This is a genomic window from Thermostichus sp. MS-CIW-25 (assembly GCF_054060015.1).
Window position 1 is genome coordinate 43,857 of sequence record NZ_JBSSCS010000010.1, and the last position, 15,005, is coordinate 58,861.

At 58.4% G+C, this 15,005-nt stretch carries 12 protein-coding genes; 3 read left to right on the forward strand and 9 right to left on the reverse strand.

Features of this window, described 5'->3' with window-relative positions; translation table 11 throughout:
* Window positions 1-16 precede the first annotated feature (16 nt).
* From accC to trmFO, 8 genes are all read right to left on the reverse strand, one after another.
* On the reverse strand, window positions 17-1,369 hold the full coding sequence (gene accC, locus ACVWZ1_RS05685) for an acetyl-CoA carboxylase biotin carboxylase subunit (protein WP_414423734.1): 1,353 nt from the start codon (window positions 1,367-1,369) through the stop codon (window positions 17-19).
* Between the two features lie 158 nt (window positions 1,370-1,527).
* Entirely contained in the window at window positions 1,528-2,463 is a 936-nt protein-coding gene (ispE, locus tag ACVWZ1_RS05690; RefSeq protein WP_457467040.1) for a 4-(cytidine 5'-diphospho)-2-C-methyl-D-erythritol kinase, read from the reverse strand.
* A gap of 105 nt (window positions 2,464-2,568) precedes the next feature.
* The gene (locus ACVWZ1_RS05695; protein WP_414388642.1) at window positions 2,569-3,021 is read right to left on the reverse strand and encodes a hypothetical protein; all 453 of its coding nucleotides are present in this window, start codon (window positions 3,019-3,021) and stop codon (window positions 2,569-2,571) included.
* A gap of 246 nt (window positions 3,022-3,267) precedes the next feature.
* Window positions 3,268-5,289 carry an FHA domain-containing protein gene (locus tag ACVWZ1_RS05700; RefSeq protein ID WP_457467039.1) on the reverse strand — a complete coding sequence of 674 codons (2,022 nt, stop codon included), beginning with the start codon at window positions 5,287-5,289 and terminating at the stop codon, window positions 3,268-3,270.
* A gap of 175 nt (window positions 5,290-5,464) precedes the next feature.
* A complete protein-coding gene (locus ACVWZ1_RS05705) occupies window positions 5,465-6,007 on the reverse strand; it encodes an FHA domain-containing protein (RefSeq protein WP_414419741.1) in 543 nt (180 codons plus the stop codon).
* 544 nt (window positions 6,008-6,551) lie between these two features.
* Complete coding sequence (locus ACVWZ1_RS05710) at window positions 6,552-7,016, reverse strand: hypothetical protein (RefSeq protein ID WP_414344699.1); 465 nt, start codon at window positions 7,014-7,016, stop codon at window positions 6,552-6,554.
* 118 nt (window positions 7,017-7,134) lie between these two features.
* A complete protein-coding gene (locus ACVWZ1_RS05715) occupies window positions 7,135-8,346 on the reverse strand; it encodes an acetate kinase (protein WP_457502803.1) in 1,212 nt (403 codons plus the stop codon).
* 110 nt (window positions 8,347-8,456) lie between these two features.
* Complete coding sequence (trmFO, locus tag ACVWZ1_RS05720; RefSeq protein ID WP_457502804.1) at window positions 8,457-9,836, reverse strand: FADH(2)-oxidizing methylenetetrahydrofolate--tRNA-(uracil(54)-C(5))-methyltransferase TrmFO; 1,380 nt, start codon at window positions 9,834-9,836, stop codon at window positions 8,457-8,459.
* A gap of 183 nt (window positions 9,837-10,019) precedes the next feature.
* On the opposite strand from trmFO, the gene trpD reads away from it, so the two are divergent.
* Window positions 10,020-11,051, forward strand: coding sequence for an anthranilate phosphoribosyltransferase (gene trpD, locus ACVWZ1_RS05725; protein WP_414329730.1), 1,032 nt, complete (start codon window positions 10,020-10,022; stop codon window positions 11,049-11,051).
* Window positions 11,052-11,102: 51 nt separating this feature from the next.
* Here the strand turns inward: trpD and ACVWZ1_RS05730 are convergent, their stop codons facing one another.
* Window positions 11,103-11,729, reverse strand: a complete 627-nt coding sequence (locus ACVWZ1_RS05730) for a nitroreductase family protein (protein WP_011431721.1) — start codon at window positions 11,727-11,729, stop codon at window positions 11,103-11,105.
* 275 nt (window positions 11,730-12,004) lie between these two features.
* Between ACVWZ1_RS05730 and dapA the strand changes: the two genes are divergently transcribed.
* On the forward strand, window positions 12,005-12,925 hold the full coding sequence (dapA, locus tag ACVWZ1_RS05735; protein WP_414329732.1) for a 4-hydroxy-tetrahydrodipicolinate synthase: 921 nt from the start codon (window positions 12,005-12,007) through the stop codon (window positions 12,923-12,925).
* A gap of 218 nt (window positions 12,926-13,143) precedes the next feature.
* Window positions 13,144-14,979, forward strand: coding sequence for a ribonuclease J (locus ACVWZ1_RS05740; RefSeq protein WP_457384676.1), 1,836 nt, complete (start codon window positions 13,144-13,146; stop codon window positions 14,977-14,979).
* The last annotated feature ends 26 nt before the right edge of the window (window positions 14,980-15,005 follow it).

Here is a 15,005-nt window from a genome sequence, read left to right on the forward strand (position 1 = left end):
AGCTTGGACTCGGCCCCTACCCCGGCATCAAATGCTGAGCGATGAAGTCCGTGTACACTTCGCCCCTCAAAAAAGCCTCGTGGCGCAGGATCTGCTGGTGGAAAGGGATCGTGGTGGGCACCCCAGTGATGGCGCATTCCCCCAAAGCCCGCTGCATGCGGCGGATGGCTGCTGCCCGGTTAGGCCCCCAGACGATCAGCTTGCCCAACAGCGAATCGTAATAGGGGGGAATGGTGTAGTCGGTGTAGATGTGGGAATCCATGCGCACCCCCGGCCCCCCAGGGGGCAAATAGGCACTGATCGTGCCAGCGCAAGGCCGAAACTGCTGCTTGGGATCCTCGGCGTTGATGCGGCATTCGATAGCATGGCCCCGCAACTCCACATCCTTCTGGCGAAAGGTGAGGGGTTGACCTTGGGCAATGCGAATCTGCTCGGCAATCAGATCCAGCCCGGTCACCATCTCAGTAACCGGATGCTCCACCTGGATGCGGGTATTCATCTCGATGAAGTAGAACTGGCCATTTTTGTCCAGCAAAAACTCCACCGTGCCCACCCCCACATAATTCACCACCTTGGCCGCTTTCACCGCCGCTGCTCCCATGCGGGCGCGCAAGCTTGCAGTCAAAGCCGGGCTGGGGGCCTCTTCCAACAGCTTTTGATGCCGCCGTTGAATGGAGCAATCCCGCTCGTACAGATGCACCACATTGCCCTGGCTATCCGCCAAGATCTGAAACTCCACATGACGGGGGCGCTCGATGAACTTCTCCAAGTAAACCCCGCCGTTGCCAAAAGCTGCTTGGGCTTCCCCCTGAGCGGTGCGCAGCATCTTCAGCAGCTCCTGGGCATCCCGCGCCACCCGCATACCCCGCCCCCCGCCACCGGCGGTGGCTTTGATGATCACGGGGTAGCCGATTTTCTCCGCCAGCTTCACTGCCTCCTCCTCAGAGGTGATCAACCCGCGGCTGCCCGGCACCGTCGGCACCCCCACCGCTTGCATGGTCTCGCGGGCCGTGGCCTTGTCGCCCATCTTGCGCATCGCCTCTGGCGAGGGGCCGATGAAGATCAAGTTGTGGTCGGCACACATCTCGGCAAATTTGGCATTCTCCGCCAAGAACCCATAGCCCGGATGAATGGCAGTGGCTCCGCGGGTGAGGGCTGCCGAGATGATGTTGGGGATGTTGAGGTAGCTTTTGGCCACCGGGGCATCTCCTACGCAAACAGCCTCGTCCGCCAGTTGGACATGCAGAGAGTTCTGATCCGCGGTGGAGTAAACGGCCACCGTTCGGATCCCCATTTCCTGACAGGTGCGGATGATGCGCAGGGCGATCTCACCTCGGTTGGCGATCAGGATCTTGGTGATGGGCGGCATGAGGGAGGTTCAGAGCAGAGAGATGGATCGACCGCCGAAGCCAGCGGTCTGTGAACACAAGGTTAAATTTAGATGCTTATCCTAACTACTATGCCAAGTCGAGGGAAGAGTAGAGAAGGCTGGTGGGGATCCCACATTCAGCCCATCCAGTCGACAACCTAGGTAGGACTGAGGCTACAGGGATCCGGCTGCAGCAGAATCCCAGTGGGGGCAAACTGCGTCACCCAAAACTCTACATCCTGAAACTGGCGACGCAGGGTGTCGCGCACTTGGGCGGCCAGCTCCAGGCTGGGCATGATCCCGAAGACCGTTGGCCCCGACCCCGACATCAGGGATCCCAGGGCCCCCGCCGAGAGAAGAGCTTGGCGCAGTTCCCCTACAATCGCGTACTCCGGCAAAACCACCTGTTCCAGGTCATTGCGCAAACTCCTGGCCAATGCCGGCGGATCCTGACGGCTGAGAGCCGCCAACGCCTGCGGCAAGGTGGGCAGCGCGGGTTTGGGTAGGGCATCCCCTCCCAAGCTCCCCTGACGAGAACGAAAGGCTCGATAGGCCCAGGCGGTGGAAACCCCCAGGTGCTTGGGCTTGGCCAGCAGCACAGGGATCCCTTCCCAATCGGCCAGCGGCTCCAAAACTTCCCCGCGCCCGGTGGCCAGTTGCGTTCCCCCCTGGATACAGAAGGGAATGTCGGATCCCAGACGGGCTGCCAAGCTCTGCAACTCTCCCACCGTCAGGCCCAGCCCCCACAGTTGGTTTAACCCCACCAAAACCGCCGCCGCATCAGCCGAGCCCCCCGCCAAACCTGCTGCCACCGGAATGTGCTTTTCGATGTGAATCTCCACGCCAGCGGCAGAGTGACACTCTTTTTGCAGCAGCTCAGCGGCTTGATAGGCAAGGTTGCGGGCATCTGCAGGCACTTCTGGACGATCGCAGGTGAGGTGGATCCCGTGAGGACGGCTCTTCAACTGCAGTCGATCCGCCAAATGAATGCTCTGCAACACCATCGCCACCTCTGAATACCCATCAGGACGGGAGCCGAGGATTTCCAGGTAGAGGTTGATCTTGGCGCGGGCAATCAGGGTACAGGCTTGCATGGGGCAAAAATCTGGGTCAGCAACAACTTTTCAACTCCCCTCAGCCTGTACAGACTTATCCGGGGAGATCTCCCAGCCTGATTCTAGCGGCAGTGGATCCCCTCTCTAGCTGCCAGAGCGAGGCCATGGCCCCAGCCACTCTCCACCGCGAAAGCGCCAGCGGGGAAACAAAATGCGCATCACCACCCAAGCGCTGAGGTAAAGGCAAACCCAGACCACACTGTAGTGGAGAATAAAATCTCCCAAGTCAAACCGTTGGGTTGGGATATAAGGAAGACCCACCACCTTCAAGACTGTACCCAAAAAAAGCCCTTCCCAAATGCCGGCCAAAAGCTGAAGGATCCCAGGCCAATCGTGATCCCACATCCACCCCATCAGATAGTTATAAACGACATCCCAAACACAGCCAAACAGACCTACGTAGAGCAATACCCAAAAATAGGTGAGGCTGCCGCCATGTCCGGTGATCCCAAAATAAAAGGGTAAACTTGCCAAAACACCAACGGTGGCCAATAAGAAAATGCGAGTTTGCCAGCGGCCAATCAGGGTCGGAGTCATCTTTTCCTCCAGCAGTTTTGCCTATCGAGATCATCAGGATCCGTGTCGCTCCCAGTCTGTTTGAGGGAACCTTCTGGCCCTCACCCCCAACCCTTCCCCCTTTGGTATAGAAGAGTTGGGGATCAACGCAACACCCCTTTCACCAAGTTCAACGGGATGGGGAATAGCCATGATGTGTCGCCAACAATAGCGTTGATAACCATAAACATCCGGCAAAATCCAGGAGCGTTGCCCAATGTCGGCAAGCTAAGGGCTGATGTTCAAGGCCCACTTGCACCATTGCCACAGGGATCGGATCCCTTCTAGACCTTTGACCCCCGGTGCCCGCAGTCGAGCCAGGTGTTCCACCGAGCGATGGGCACAGTACTGTAAGCCCAAAAACGTATCTACCGGCGCATAAGGCCCGCCCAAGGTGATGATCCCGGCAGCGTACATCCGCCCATCCCGGTTGCGCATCTCCGCCAGCTCAAAATCGTTGGAAACGTGCAGGCGTCCGTGAGGATTGAGGGGCAGGTTGTAGTGGGTAATTAGATCGTTGAGGAGAGGATTGGTCATGGGATCCGAAACCAAACCCGTACAGTCGATAACGAAATCGGCCTCCACCTTTAATTGCGTGTTGTTGTGGGTACCTCGAATGTAGGTTACCGGCTTACCCTTGTCGCCGGGAACCACCGACTCCACCTTGCCGAACACAATCGAGTACCAGCCCTCTCGCAACCCTTGCCGCACGATCCGCCGCCATTTCCGCCGACTTGCTGTCGTGGTGCCGCCCCAAGCTTCCAGCAGTTCGCGCCGTTCCAGGGGGGTCGCCGCTTCCAATTTGGCCCGCAGAACTCCTCCCCAAGTGCCCTTGGGCCAGTTGAAGGGCTGAAACTCCCAATGGTTATCCACTGCCCGTTTGGCTCGTCCGAAGCGATTACCGCTTTTGGGCGCACGGCTCAGATGCACCACCGAGATGCGGGGGTTGACTTTGCGGGCTTCGTAAAGGCGTTCCATCACCTGAGAGGCGACGATCCCAAATCCCCGAATTAGGACGGTGCCACCTTGTTTCTCCAACTGCTCATAAACGTGATCATGAGGCTCATAGCCGTGTACCACCGATCTCAAATCTCCTGTTTTTTCGCGAAACTCCTGCAGGTCGTTGAGCAACTTGATGGCCGGATATCCAGTTGCCAAATGGAGATACTTGGCCACCATAAAACGGTGATCCGTATGGCCGGGCCGCGTTGCCGAATAGGCCACCACATATCGCCCATCCTCCGTTTTGCGAATGGCGCGAATATGGCCGTAACACAACATTTGCTCCCAACCAATTCGGGCTGCCTCCCGATCCATTGAGGCAAATACATCCCCCGCCCGCGGCGTATAGGTATCTGCCAACAAGGGCTCACTAAATACCTGCCACAAAAAGCCGAATGCTTCCAACAATCGGCCGGAGAAAAAGGAACGCCAAGCATCCCGCAGAGCATAGCCAGGCCAGCCCCAAATGTTGTCTGGACAAGAATCGGAGCCAGAGCGAATTCGCTTCCAGCGGGGGATCTGGCAGTTGGTCAAAAGCCGTTCATACCGTTCGTAGGGTTTGCGGGCAATGCTGATGACGCGGATGTGTTCCGGTCTGACCCCGTAGATGCGCAGGGTATCCACCCAGACAAAGCTGCCGATACCGCCGCCCAAGGCCAAATAGAGGGTCTCTTCCACAGGTAGTCCGGTGGCTTTGAGGGCGCTCAGGGCAATTTGCTCAGCTCGAAACAAATCCGGCGGCGGAAAATCCGAGCCAGGCCGCACCTCGGGAAGCTGCTCTGGGGCAAAAACCACCGTGGAAGCCGGGGGAACCTCAAATGCGGTGTCGGGTTGGGTGGCCGGGCGAATCAGTTCGGTGCGCGGCTCCAGCAAAAGAGTAGGGGTGCCGGTCAAAAGGGTGGCATTGGGATCCCTGGGGGACACCAAACCCACGGTGATGCTGTAGGGGCCAAGCTCCACCACTTCTCCCCCCTGGAGCACCCGGCGTGCCTGACGGATTTTTTCCCCATTGATGCGGCTGCCGTTGGCACTGCGATCTTCATAGATGACCTGGCCATCCTCACCGAGATAGACGAGGGCGTGATAACGGGAGATCTCCTGGCTGGCAAACACAGCCCGCGCCACTTCTCGACCTTGCCATTCCTGTGGCAATTGGGCCAGCTCCCTGCCCAAGGCGAGAGGCAATGGAAAAATCAGCTCCTGCTGTTCTTCGGTGATGGGATCTTCCCAGCTCAGTTGAATTTGCATAGCTTCTGCTTACCTTTACAAAGATCATGAAGAGGCCATTGAGAAAACACAGAACAGCGCGACCTCACAGGTCACTTTTGGTTTGCCCGGGATCCCTTTTTTCTATCCCCCACGGACTTGGATCAGCCACTGGGATCTGTAAGAAGAATTAAGAAGAATAGAAAGGGTTGGTCCTCTAGAGAGGAGGTTGTGGGGCTTTGCCAGCTTCTGGAGGAGGGATCACCAAGGTAGCGCTCAAGACCAAATGTCCACAGTAGGGACAATTCTGACCCTGATATTCTGGGGGCAGGTAGTGAGGGTTTTCCAGGCGGCTGCACTTAACCTTGAGGGTGTCCAAAGTGCCTCGGCTGAGGGGAACCCCCTGATTCTTCCTGGCCACTTCTATGGACTTCACGCTCAGCACAACGCGCCCCAATTGAATTTGGCTATTGGCCTCAAGCGCAAGCTCTTCCTGAATTATTTTTCGGCCATTCACCCAGACAGGGTTGGGCTGCTTAGGAGGCAAACGATCCCGAGTTAAGTTGCGAATGTGAAAGTTTAAGGTTTTGGGATCAAAATAAAGCCCGGCGTGAACTCCTGAGACCGAGCGAGTTGGGTCATTGAGCACCACATCACAGCTGGGATCCCGTCCAATGGTAACCAGCTTAGAGGGAACAGGCGAAACCGTTTGCGATCGACGCCGGTCGGCTTCGGTCCATTCTAAAGTGAGTTGACACACGATCCCATTCTCCACCGTTCAGTGCCTCCATTCCCTGTGATCGGCTTCAGCTTATCGAAAGGTCAGCTTGGGAAAAGCAGAAGATGTCTTTTTTGTCAAAATTGTTATCTTTTTGGATAACTATAACCTACTCCCCTGACCAAAGGCTTGCGCTGATCCGGATCACCTGAGTTGGGGTCTCCGAGTTACATTCCTGCTGGAGACCGTGCCCAAACGCTCCGCGCCGCTTCCGCGACCACCCTCAGCTCCTCTTCCAGAGGGAGAGGGGAGCCAGACGGAAAGGTTTCATTCATGATGTTTAGACCATGATGTTTAGACCATGATGTTTAGAGTGACTACATACTCGACTTTATCCCCACCCGATTTGAAGCAACAAAACTCGATCTCCTCAGGAACGGCGAGGCCGTTCAAGTTTGACCGAGGTGGCCTGATCCCTTGGCCGGAAGCCTCAGAAATCCACCTGAGAGATAGGGCCTAGAGTGAGTTTTGAGTTTCTGGGGATCCTGCAAGACTAGTATCCTCTGTGTCTTTATCCAAACCGTTTTCAAAGCACTCCGGTAAATGTGAAACTGCCGCTGCCCAGCCGCTCCTGCCGATCGAACACACTGATGGTGAGCTGATGGGATCCCGTTTGAGTGAGGGTAAAGCGATTCTGGGTCAGGGTCAGCCCTGTAACGGTGCAGGTGGTCGCCCCAACGAAGCAGCCGGGCAACTGAGCAGCATCAAAAGCTCCCAGGGTTACGAAATTGCCCAGTGGGGTGGTGACGGAAGCCAAAAAGGCGTTGGAACCCCGGATCCCGGCAGGGGCCTCTACCCGGAAAGACACCACAAAGGTTGGAGTTTGCCCCACCAAGACGGTGCGCGGAGAGAGATCAGTAATGGTGAGGGATGGAGCAGGTATGGGAGGCGGCAGGGGCAGAAGATCGCTGCTGCCGGTCGTGCCCCCACACCCCACCAGAACACTGCTCAGCAGCACCAGCAATGGGATCCGTTCATGCCTTCGCTGCATGGTTTTCCTCCACTCCAAAAGGTCTTCTTTTTTTGAGCTTATTGTCTAGAGTTTGTCTCCACCAAGCCAGCGGGCGGAAAGGAGAGAACCTGGCGAGAAGCAGCCTGGAATCCTTCGTCTATTCCCCTTGCAAAAGGTTTTGGCAAGCTGTGGCAATGGCCCAGTCCTCTTGGGCTGAGATCACCAGAACCCGCACCGGAGCATCCGAAGTGCTGATATCGCAGTTGCGGGGGGATCCGGCATTCAAAACCGGGTCGATCTGGATCCCTAAAAAACCTAGGTCTGCACAGGCTGCCGCCCGCACCGGTGCTGAGTTTTCCCCAATCCCCCCAGAAAACACCAGCGCATCCAGCCGATCCAAGCTCATGAGCATCGCCCCAATCTGGCTGCGCAGACGGTGAACAAACAGCTCAAAAGCCAGCTCCGCCCGGGCATGGCCTGCCTCCATTGCCTCCAACACAACCCGCATATCGCTGCTTAGGCCGGAAACGCCCTTCAGCCCTGATTCTCGGTTCAAGATCCGATCCAGTTCATCCACACTCATGCCCTGGCGCAACTGATGGATCAAAATGCCCGGATCCACTGACCCCGACCGGGATCCCATCATCAAGCCCTCCAGAGGGGTGTAGCCCATGGTGGTGTCCACACTTCTGCCCCCGCGAATAGCCGCCAACGAACAGCCGTTGCCCAGGTGACAGGTGATCAGCCGCAACTCTTCCAGGGGTCGGTTCAAGATCTCGGCAGCGCGACGGGCGCAATGCTCGTGGTTAATGCCATGAAACCCGTAGCGGCGGATCCCTTGTTCAGCCCAGGCATAGGGGAGGGGGTAGAGGGCTGCTGCCGGGGGCATTTGCTGGTGGAAGGCGGTGTCGAAAACGGCCACCTGAGGGATCCCGGGCAACAGTTGACTCAGCAGACGAATGCCGGCTAGCGCGGCAGGGTTGTGGGCTGGGGCCAAGGGGATCAGTTGCTCGATCGCCCGCTCCACCTCCGGTGTAATTAAGGTAGGCTGCCGGTACAGGGATCCCCCATGCACCACCCGATGGCCAACGCCGCCGATCTCAGCCGCCTGGGAGAGCAGGGATCCCTCCCCTTGCCAGAGGCTTTGAAACAGCGGGGCCAATTGGCCGATCCCCCTCTCAGGTGAAACGGAGGGAAAAGGTTCCCACCCACCGCCTCGCCGACGGGTCTGGATGAGGGCCTCCCCCGGCTTGTAGGTGAAATCCACCTGGGCTTGCCAGATGGGCGTGGCCTCCACCCTTCCCTCAACCGCCAGAAATAGGGAGGATTTGAGGCTGCTGGAACCGGCATTGACGACCAGAATATTCACAGCGTGTCTTCGTCGGCCTTCGCAAGGCTTATCGACTTCAAGCTAACGCTCAATCTCGACTTTGACTTCGGACTGCAACCGTTGGTAACACGCTCCAGCCTGGGCCTCCCCTAGGCAGTTTGCACTTGGCGCACCAACCCAGTCGCCCTCAGAGCAGCCAAAGCCCGATCCCGGTAACGGCCATAGCGCTCCTGCTTGTTGCGAAGCTTGCGCCCCTCCAAATCCGGCAACAGCCCAAAATTGGCCGGCATCGGCTGAAAGTGCCTGGGATCGGCGCTGCTGATGAACTGAAACAGGGATCCCATCATTGTTTCGGGGGGCAGCGTGATCAAGGGCAACCCCAGAGCCAGGCGGGCGGCGTTCTGTCCGGCCAACCATCCCCCTGCCACCGCGCAGGCATAGCCCTCGGTGCCCACCAACTGGCCGGCGGCAAACAGCGTGGGTCGGCGACGAAATTGCAAGGTCGGCCACAGAAGCTGGGGCGAATTCAAAAATGTATTGCGGTGCATCACCCCAAAGCGGACAAACTCCGCCTGTTCCAGGCCGGGGATGAGGCGAAAGACCCGCTGCTGTTCTCCCCATTTCAAGTTGGTTTGAAAGCCCACCAAGTTCCACAGCTGCCCTGCTTTGTCCTCTTGCCGCAACTGCACCACCGCGTAAGGACGGGATCCCGTGCGCGGATCCACCAGCCCCACCGGCTTCAAGGGGCCGAAACAGAGGGTGTCTTTGCCACGGCGCGCCATTTCTTCAATCGGCAAGCAGCCCTCGAAAAACTTGCGCTCCTCCCGTTCAAAATCCTTGAGGGGCGCCTGCTCCGCCTCCACCAGCGCCCGCCAAAACCGTTCGTACTCCGCTTCCGTCATGGGGCAGTTGAGATAGGCTGCTTCCCCCTTGTCGTAGCGGGAAGCCTGAAACACCACCGCTCGGTTCAACGAATCCCCGGTAACAATGGGGCTAGACGCATCAAAAAAGCTCAGGTACTCCAGGCCCGTAAAGGCTTGCAGTGCCTTGGCCAGGGGATCGCTGGTCAGAGGGCCGGTACAGAGGACGGCAATGCCCTCCGGGATCTCCGTCACCTCCTCCCGACGCAGGGTGATGCGGGGATGGTTTTGAATGGCTTCTGTGAGAGCCTGGCTGAAGCGGGCCCGATCCACTGCCAATGCCCCTCCTGCCGGCACTGCATGGCAATCCGCCGTCGCGATCACCAGGGATCCCAGTTGTCGCAGTTCTTCCTTGAGCAGCCCTGCCGCCCGATCGCTGGCCGCAGCCCCAAAGGAGTTGCTGCACACCAGCTCCCCCAACTGATCGGTGTGATGGGCCGGGCTCTGGCGCACGGGGCGCATCTCCGAAAGAATGACAGGCACTCCTAACTGGGCAATTTGCCAAGCGGCCTCTGTCCCCGCCAACCCCCCGCCCACAACATGGATGGGGGCGAAGGCTCCCGCTCGTGCAAGCGGGCTGCAGGCCCTCGGGTTAGTTGGAGGGTTCATCACAACCTCCGGGAGGGAAGAGAAGAATAGAACGCACCCTGCCGAGGCCGGAAACGGCCCAGGTCAGACCCACTATACCAACTATCAGCATGGCCCGACCTGCAGGAGGCAAGTGACCCAGAGGCGGGATACGCTACTAGATACGCTACTATGAGTACCCGCTGACACCCAGGATCCCGACCCATGACGGAAACGGCTGACCTTTGGCCACAGCTTTTGGGGCAGTTGCTGGATCGGCAATCTCTCAGCGAAGCCCAAGCTGAACAGTTGATGAACGGTTGGCTCCAGAACCAAGTGCCAGATGTGGTGTCGGGGGCGATTCTGGCGGCCCTGCAAGCCAAGGGTGTGAGCGCTGGTGAACTGGCCGGCATGGCACGAGTGCTACAGCGGGCTTCGCTGGGATCCCCGCTGGACTTGCCTCTCCTGGTGGATACCTGTGGCACCGGCGGCGATGGGGCCGGCACTTTTAACATTTCCACGGCGGTGGCCTTTGTGGTCAGTGCAGCCGGGATCCCGGTGGTTAAACATGGCAACCGTTCCGCCTCTGGCAAGGTCGGCTCGGCGGATGTGCTGGAGGCCCTGGGGGTGAACTTGGGGGCTGAGCCAGAGCGGGTGCGGGCGGCTGTGGCGGAAGTGGGCATCACCTTTTTGTTTGCTCCCCAGTGGCACCCGGCCATGCGGGCGGTGATCCCCTATCGGCGGGCCCTCAAGGTTCGCACCATTTTCAACCTGTTGGGGCCCTTGGTCAACCCCCTCTATCCCAACCGCCAGGTGATCGGGGTTTACGCCCAGGAGCTGGTGCCGGTAATGGCAGAGGCCCTGCGCCTGTTGGGACGGGAAGGGGCCATTGTGTTGCACAGCCGCGAAGGTCTCGACGAGGCCGGTCTGGATCAACCCACCGATCTGGGCATCCTGTCCGGTGGGCTGGTACGGACGGAAGTCTTGAACCCTGCAGATTACGAGCTGACCTTGGCACCCACCCAAGCTCTCAAGGGGGGGGATGTGGCGGAAAATGCCGCCATCCTCACCCAAGTTCTCCAGGGATCCGGGACGCCTGCCCAGCAGGATGTGGTGGCCTTGAATGCTGCTTTGGCCCTGCAGGTGGCCGGAGTGGCCCCCGATTGGAGAGCCGGGATCGCCCAAGCTCGCGAGATTCTCGCCAGGGGTGCCGCTTGGGATCGCTTGCAACAGCTGGTTCATTTTCTCAAGGCTTGATGCCGGTAGGAGCCCAGGAGAGGGCGACAGGGATCCCACCTGAGCCTAGGGCTAAAACTCCCGCCCTCGCCCAAAGGCCAGAACTTCATCCACCCCCAAGCGAGGCTTGCGCGGCAGGTTACCCGCTGCCGCATATCCAACCGCCAGCAGCATCACCGGCACGTAGCGGTCGGCAATGCCGAACTCCCGCTTTACCCCTTCCGGATCAAAGCCGATCATCGGCCCGCTCACCAAACCCTTGGCCTGAGCCGCGATCATCAGCGCCATGGCAGCCATCGCCCCAGAGCGAATCGCTTCATCCCGCGCCAAGGTGGGATTGTGGAGATAGGTTGCCTGGGCCATGTTCACCCAGCCTTCCGCTTTTTCGGGGGGGAGGATCCCGGCAGCAACGCTTCTTTGCACAATTTCAGGCAGTTTCTCATACCCCCGCAGATCCCCCAGGATGATAAACACCACCGATGCATCCGCCACCTTCTGTTGGTTGTAGGCCAGAGATTTGAGGCGCTCTTTGTCTTCCGGGTCGGTGACCGCAACAAACCGCCAGTGCTGAATGTTGAAGGAAGAAGGAGCTTCCGTAGCATAAGCCACCAGCTCTCGGATCTCCGCTTCCGATAAACGGCGGCTGGGATCCAATTTGTCGGCGGAAATGCGCTCTTTCAGGGCAGTTAGCGCGTCCATAGGGATCCTCAAGTGTCGGTAGAAAGGCTGCTCCCCCCAAAGGTAGGGGCAGGATTGGCAAATGGCTATACATTCCGTGTTCAAACGGTCTGTCTTCTTTGTTATCTCCCTTTTATCCAGCCTGTGGCAACCGGGTGAGGTACAAACTGGGCCTTGGCAGGGCAGGCAAGCGGGATCCCTAACGCAAAGGCAGGTATGATGGAAAAACAAACTGGTCTCATCTGGGTCGCCCGGTTAATCGTCGGATTGGTGTGGTTGATGGGGAGAAGCAATCGGTGAACTTCGGTCGAGTGCTGACGGCCATGGTTACCCCCTTTACTGATGAGGGGGAGCTTAACTACGATGAGGCCGCTCGTTTGGCCGATTACTTGGCAACCCACGGCAGTGACGGCTTGGTGGTCTGTGGCACCACAGGCGAATCTCCCACCCTAACCTGGCAAGAGGAGTATGAGCTGTTCCGCGTGGTGCGAGATGCCGTAGCCGGTCGGGCTAAGGTGATCGCCGGGACGGGATCCAACTCCACCCGTGAGGCCATTGAAGCCACAAAAAAGGCCGCTCAACTCGGTTTGGATGGCTCTCTGCAGGTGGTGCCCTACTACAACAAGCCTACCCAGGCCGGCCTTTACGAGCACTTCAAGGCCATCGCCCAAGCCAGTGACCTGCCCATCTTGCTCTACAACATTCCCAGTCGGACAGGGGCCAGTTTACAGCCGGAGACCGTAGCGAAATTGGCAGAATTGGAAACGGTTGTCGCCATCAAAGAAGCCAGTGGTATGATGGATGTAGCTTCGGAAATTCGGCGACTCACTCCCTCGCGTTTTGCCATTTATTCGGGAGATGACTCTTTGACGTTGCCGCTCCTATCTTTGGGAGGCAGCGGTGTGGTCAGTGTAGCCAGCCACCTGGTTGGGTTGCAGTTGCAGGAGCTGATCCAGAGCTACATCAGGGGGCAACACGATCAAGCTTTGGCCCACCACCTGCGTTTGTTTCCGTTGTTCAAGGTTTTATTCATCGAGACCAACCCAGTTCCGATTAAGGCCGCATTGGAGATGCAGGGTTGGCGAGTGGGTCGGGCGCGCCTTCCCCTAGCGCCTCTACAGCCCAGTTCTCTGCAGGTTTTGCGACAGGTGCTTGAAGAGATGGGCCTACTGGCTGAATCGAAGGGATCCGAACAAATGGCGACGAAAGTTTCATGATTGCATTTTTAGGCTTTGCTTCTGCCATGACCACGGTTTTCAGGGGTTTGCAAGGGGCTCTTTTGTGGCGTTTGACCTGTGGGTAGGTAGCTTTTTCCCTGAAAAGCTCTTCCCCGGCATGGGAAATGGATGAGTTGCGGCTTTCGCCCACAACTTTGTCGGGGATAGCTTGTGCCCATTTCTGTTTTTGTTTTTTTACTGTTGAGGATCTAAACCATATGCCAACACCACGTTCTTCAGTTGCTTCTCGTTCTGTAACCCCACAATCCACCTCTTCCGTTCAGATGATTCCGCTGGGCGGCGAACGGGAGATCGGCAAAAACACATGGGCCTTCCGCTACGAGGATGACATCATCCTCTTGGATGCCGGTTTGGCTTTTCCCGATGAGAGCATGCACGGCATTAACATCGTGCTGCCGGACATGACCTACATCAAGCAAAATCGGGACAAAGTGCGGGGGATGGTGGTTACCCACGGCCACGAAGATCACATCGGTGGCATCCCGTATCACCTGCGGGAATTTGATATTCCGGTCATCTACGGCCCCAGATTGGCGCTGGCGCTGCTGGAAGAGAAATTGCGGGAAGTGGGCCTGCTCAACCGCACAGAGCTGCGTCCTGTTGGCCCCCGTGAAATCGTTCCCTTGAGTAAGCACTTTTTTGCCGAATTCATTCGCAACACCCACTCTTTTGCCGATAGCTTTACGGTGGCTCTGCACACGCCTGTGGGCGTCATTATTCAGACCGGCGACTTTAAGATCGACCATACCCCCGTGGATGGGGAGTACTTCGACCTGCAGCGGTTGGCCGAACATGGAGAAAAGGGAGTGCTCTGCCTGATCAGCGACTCCACCAACGCTGAAGTGCCGGGGTTCACCCCCTCTGAAGCCTCAGTGGTGCCCGGTCTCACCAAGGCCATTGCCGGAGCCAAGGGACGGGTGATCATCACCACCTTTGCTTCTTCGGTACATCGTCTCAACTTGGTGCTGCAGATTGCCGAACAGCAAGGTCGGGTGGTGTCTCTGCTGGGCCGCTCCATGCTAAACGTGGTGGCTCATGCGCGGCGCTTGGGCTACATCCGCTGCAAGGACGAGACGCTGCAGCCAATGCATGTGATCAACAGCCTGCCGGATGACCGGGTGATCATCCTCACCACCGGATCCCAGGGAGAACCGCTGGCTGCTCTTACCCGCATCGCCAACGGCGAGCACCCGCAGTTGCAAATCAAGCCAGGAGACACGGTGGTGTGGTCGGCCAACCCGATCCCTGGCAACACCATCGCGGTCTCGCGGGTCATTGACAAGCTAATGGAGCTGGGAGCCAATGTCATTTACGGCAAAGACAAGGGCCTGCACGTTTCCGGCCACGGCTGCCAGGAAGACCAAAAGCTGATGATTGCCCTCACCCGCCCCAAGTTCTTTGTCCCCACCCACGGGGAATACCGCATGCTGGTCAAGCACGCCGAAACCGCCATGAGCATGGGGATCCCGCGGGAAAACATTGTAATCATCGACAATGGCGATGTGGTGGAGGTGAACCGGGAGCGCATTGCCATCACGGGCCGCGTCCCCTCTGGCCTGCAGATGATCGCCGCTTCCCACGATGGAGTGGTGATGGATGAGATGATGCAGGAGCGGCAGCAGATCGCCAAAGACGGTATGGTGACGGTGGTGATCAGCCTGGACGGCAGCGGCCAGTTGCTCTGCACCCCGCAGGTGCAAACCTTTGGCTTGGCGGGGGAAGGGAACCAACTCAAGGGATCCGACCTGAAACCCCTTCTGGAGAACACCCTTCGGCAAGCGTGGCCCCAATTTGCTCGCTCGCTGGAGCGGGGCAGCCTGGACATCGACTGGGCCGGCCTTAAGGGCGAAGTGGAGCGGGTGGTGCGCCGTTTCTTGCGAGAACAATTGCCCGGCAAGCCCACGGTGGCGGTTTTTGTGCAATCCCCTGAAGAGGAGTCTGTGTCTTCCCTGAGTGTGGAAACCCAACCGGAGCCGGTAGCGGGTGCTCTGGGCCGGCGGCGGCGTTCCTCGGCAGCGGTAGCTGCTTCCTAAAACTGGCCCGTTCTCCGTGGCTGGAT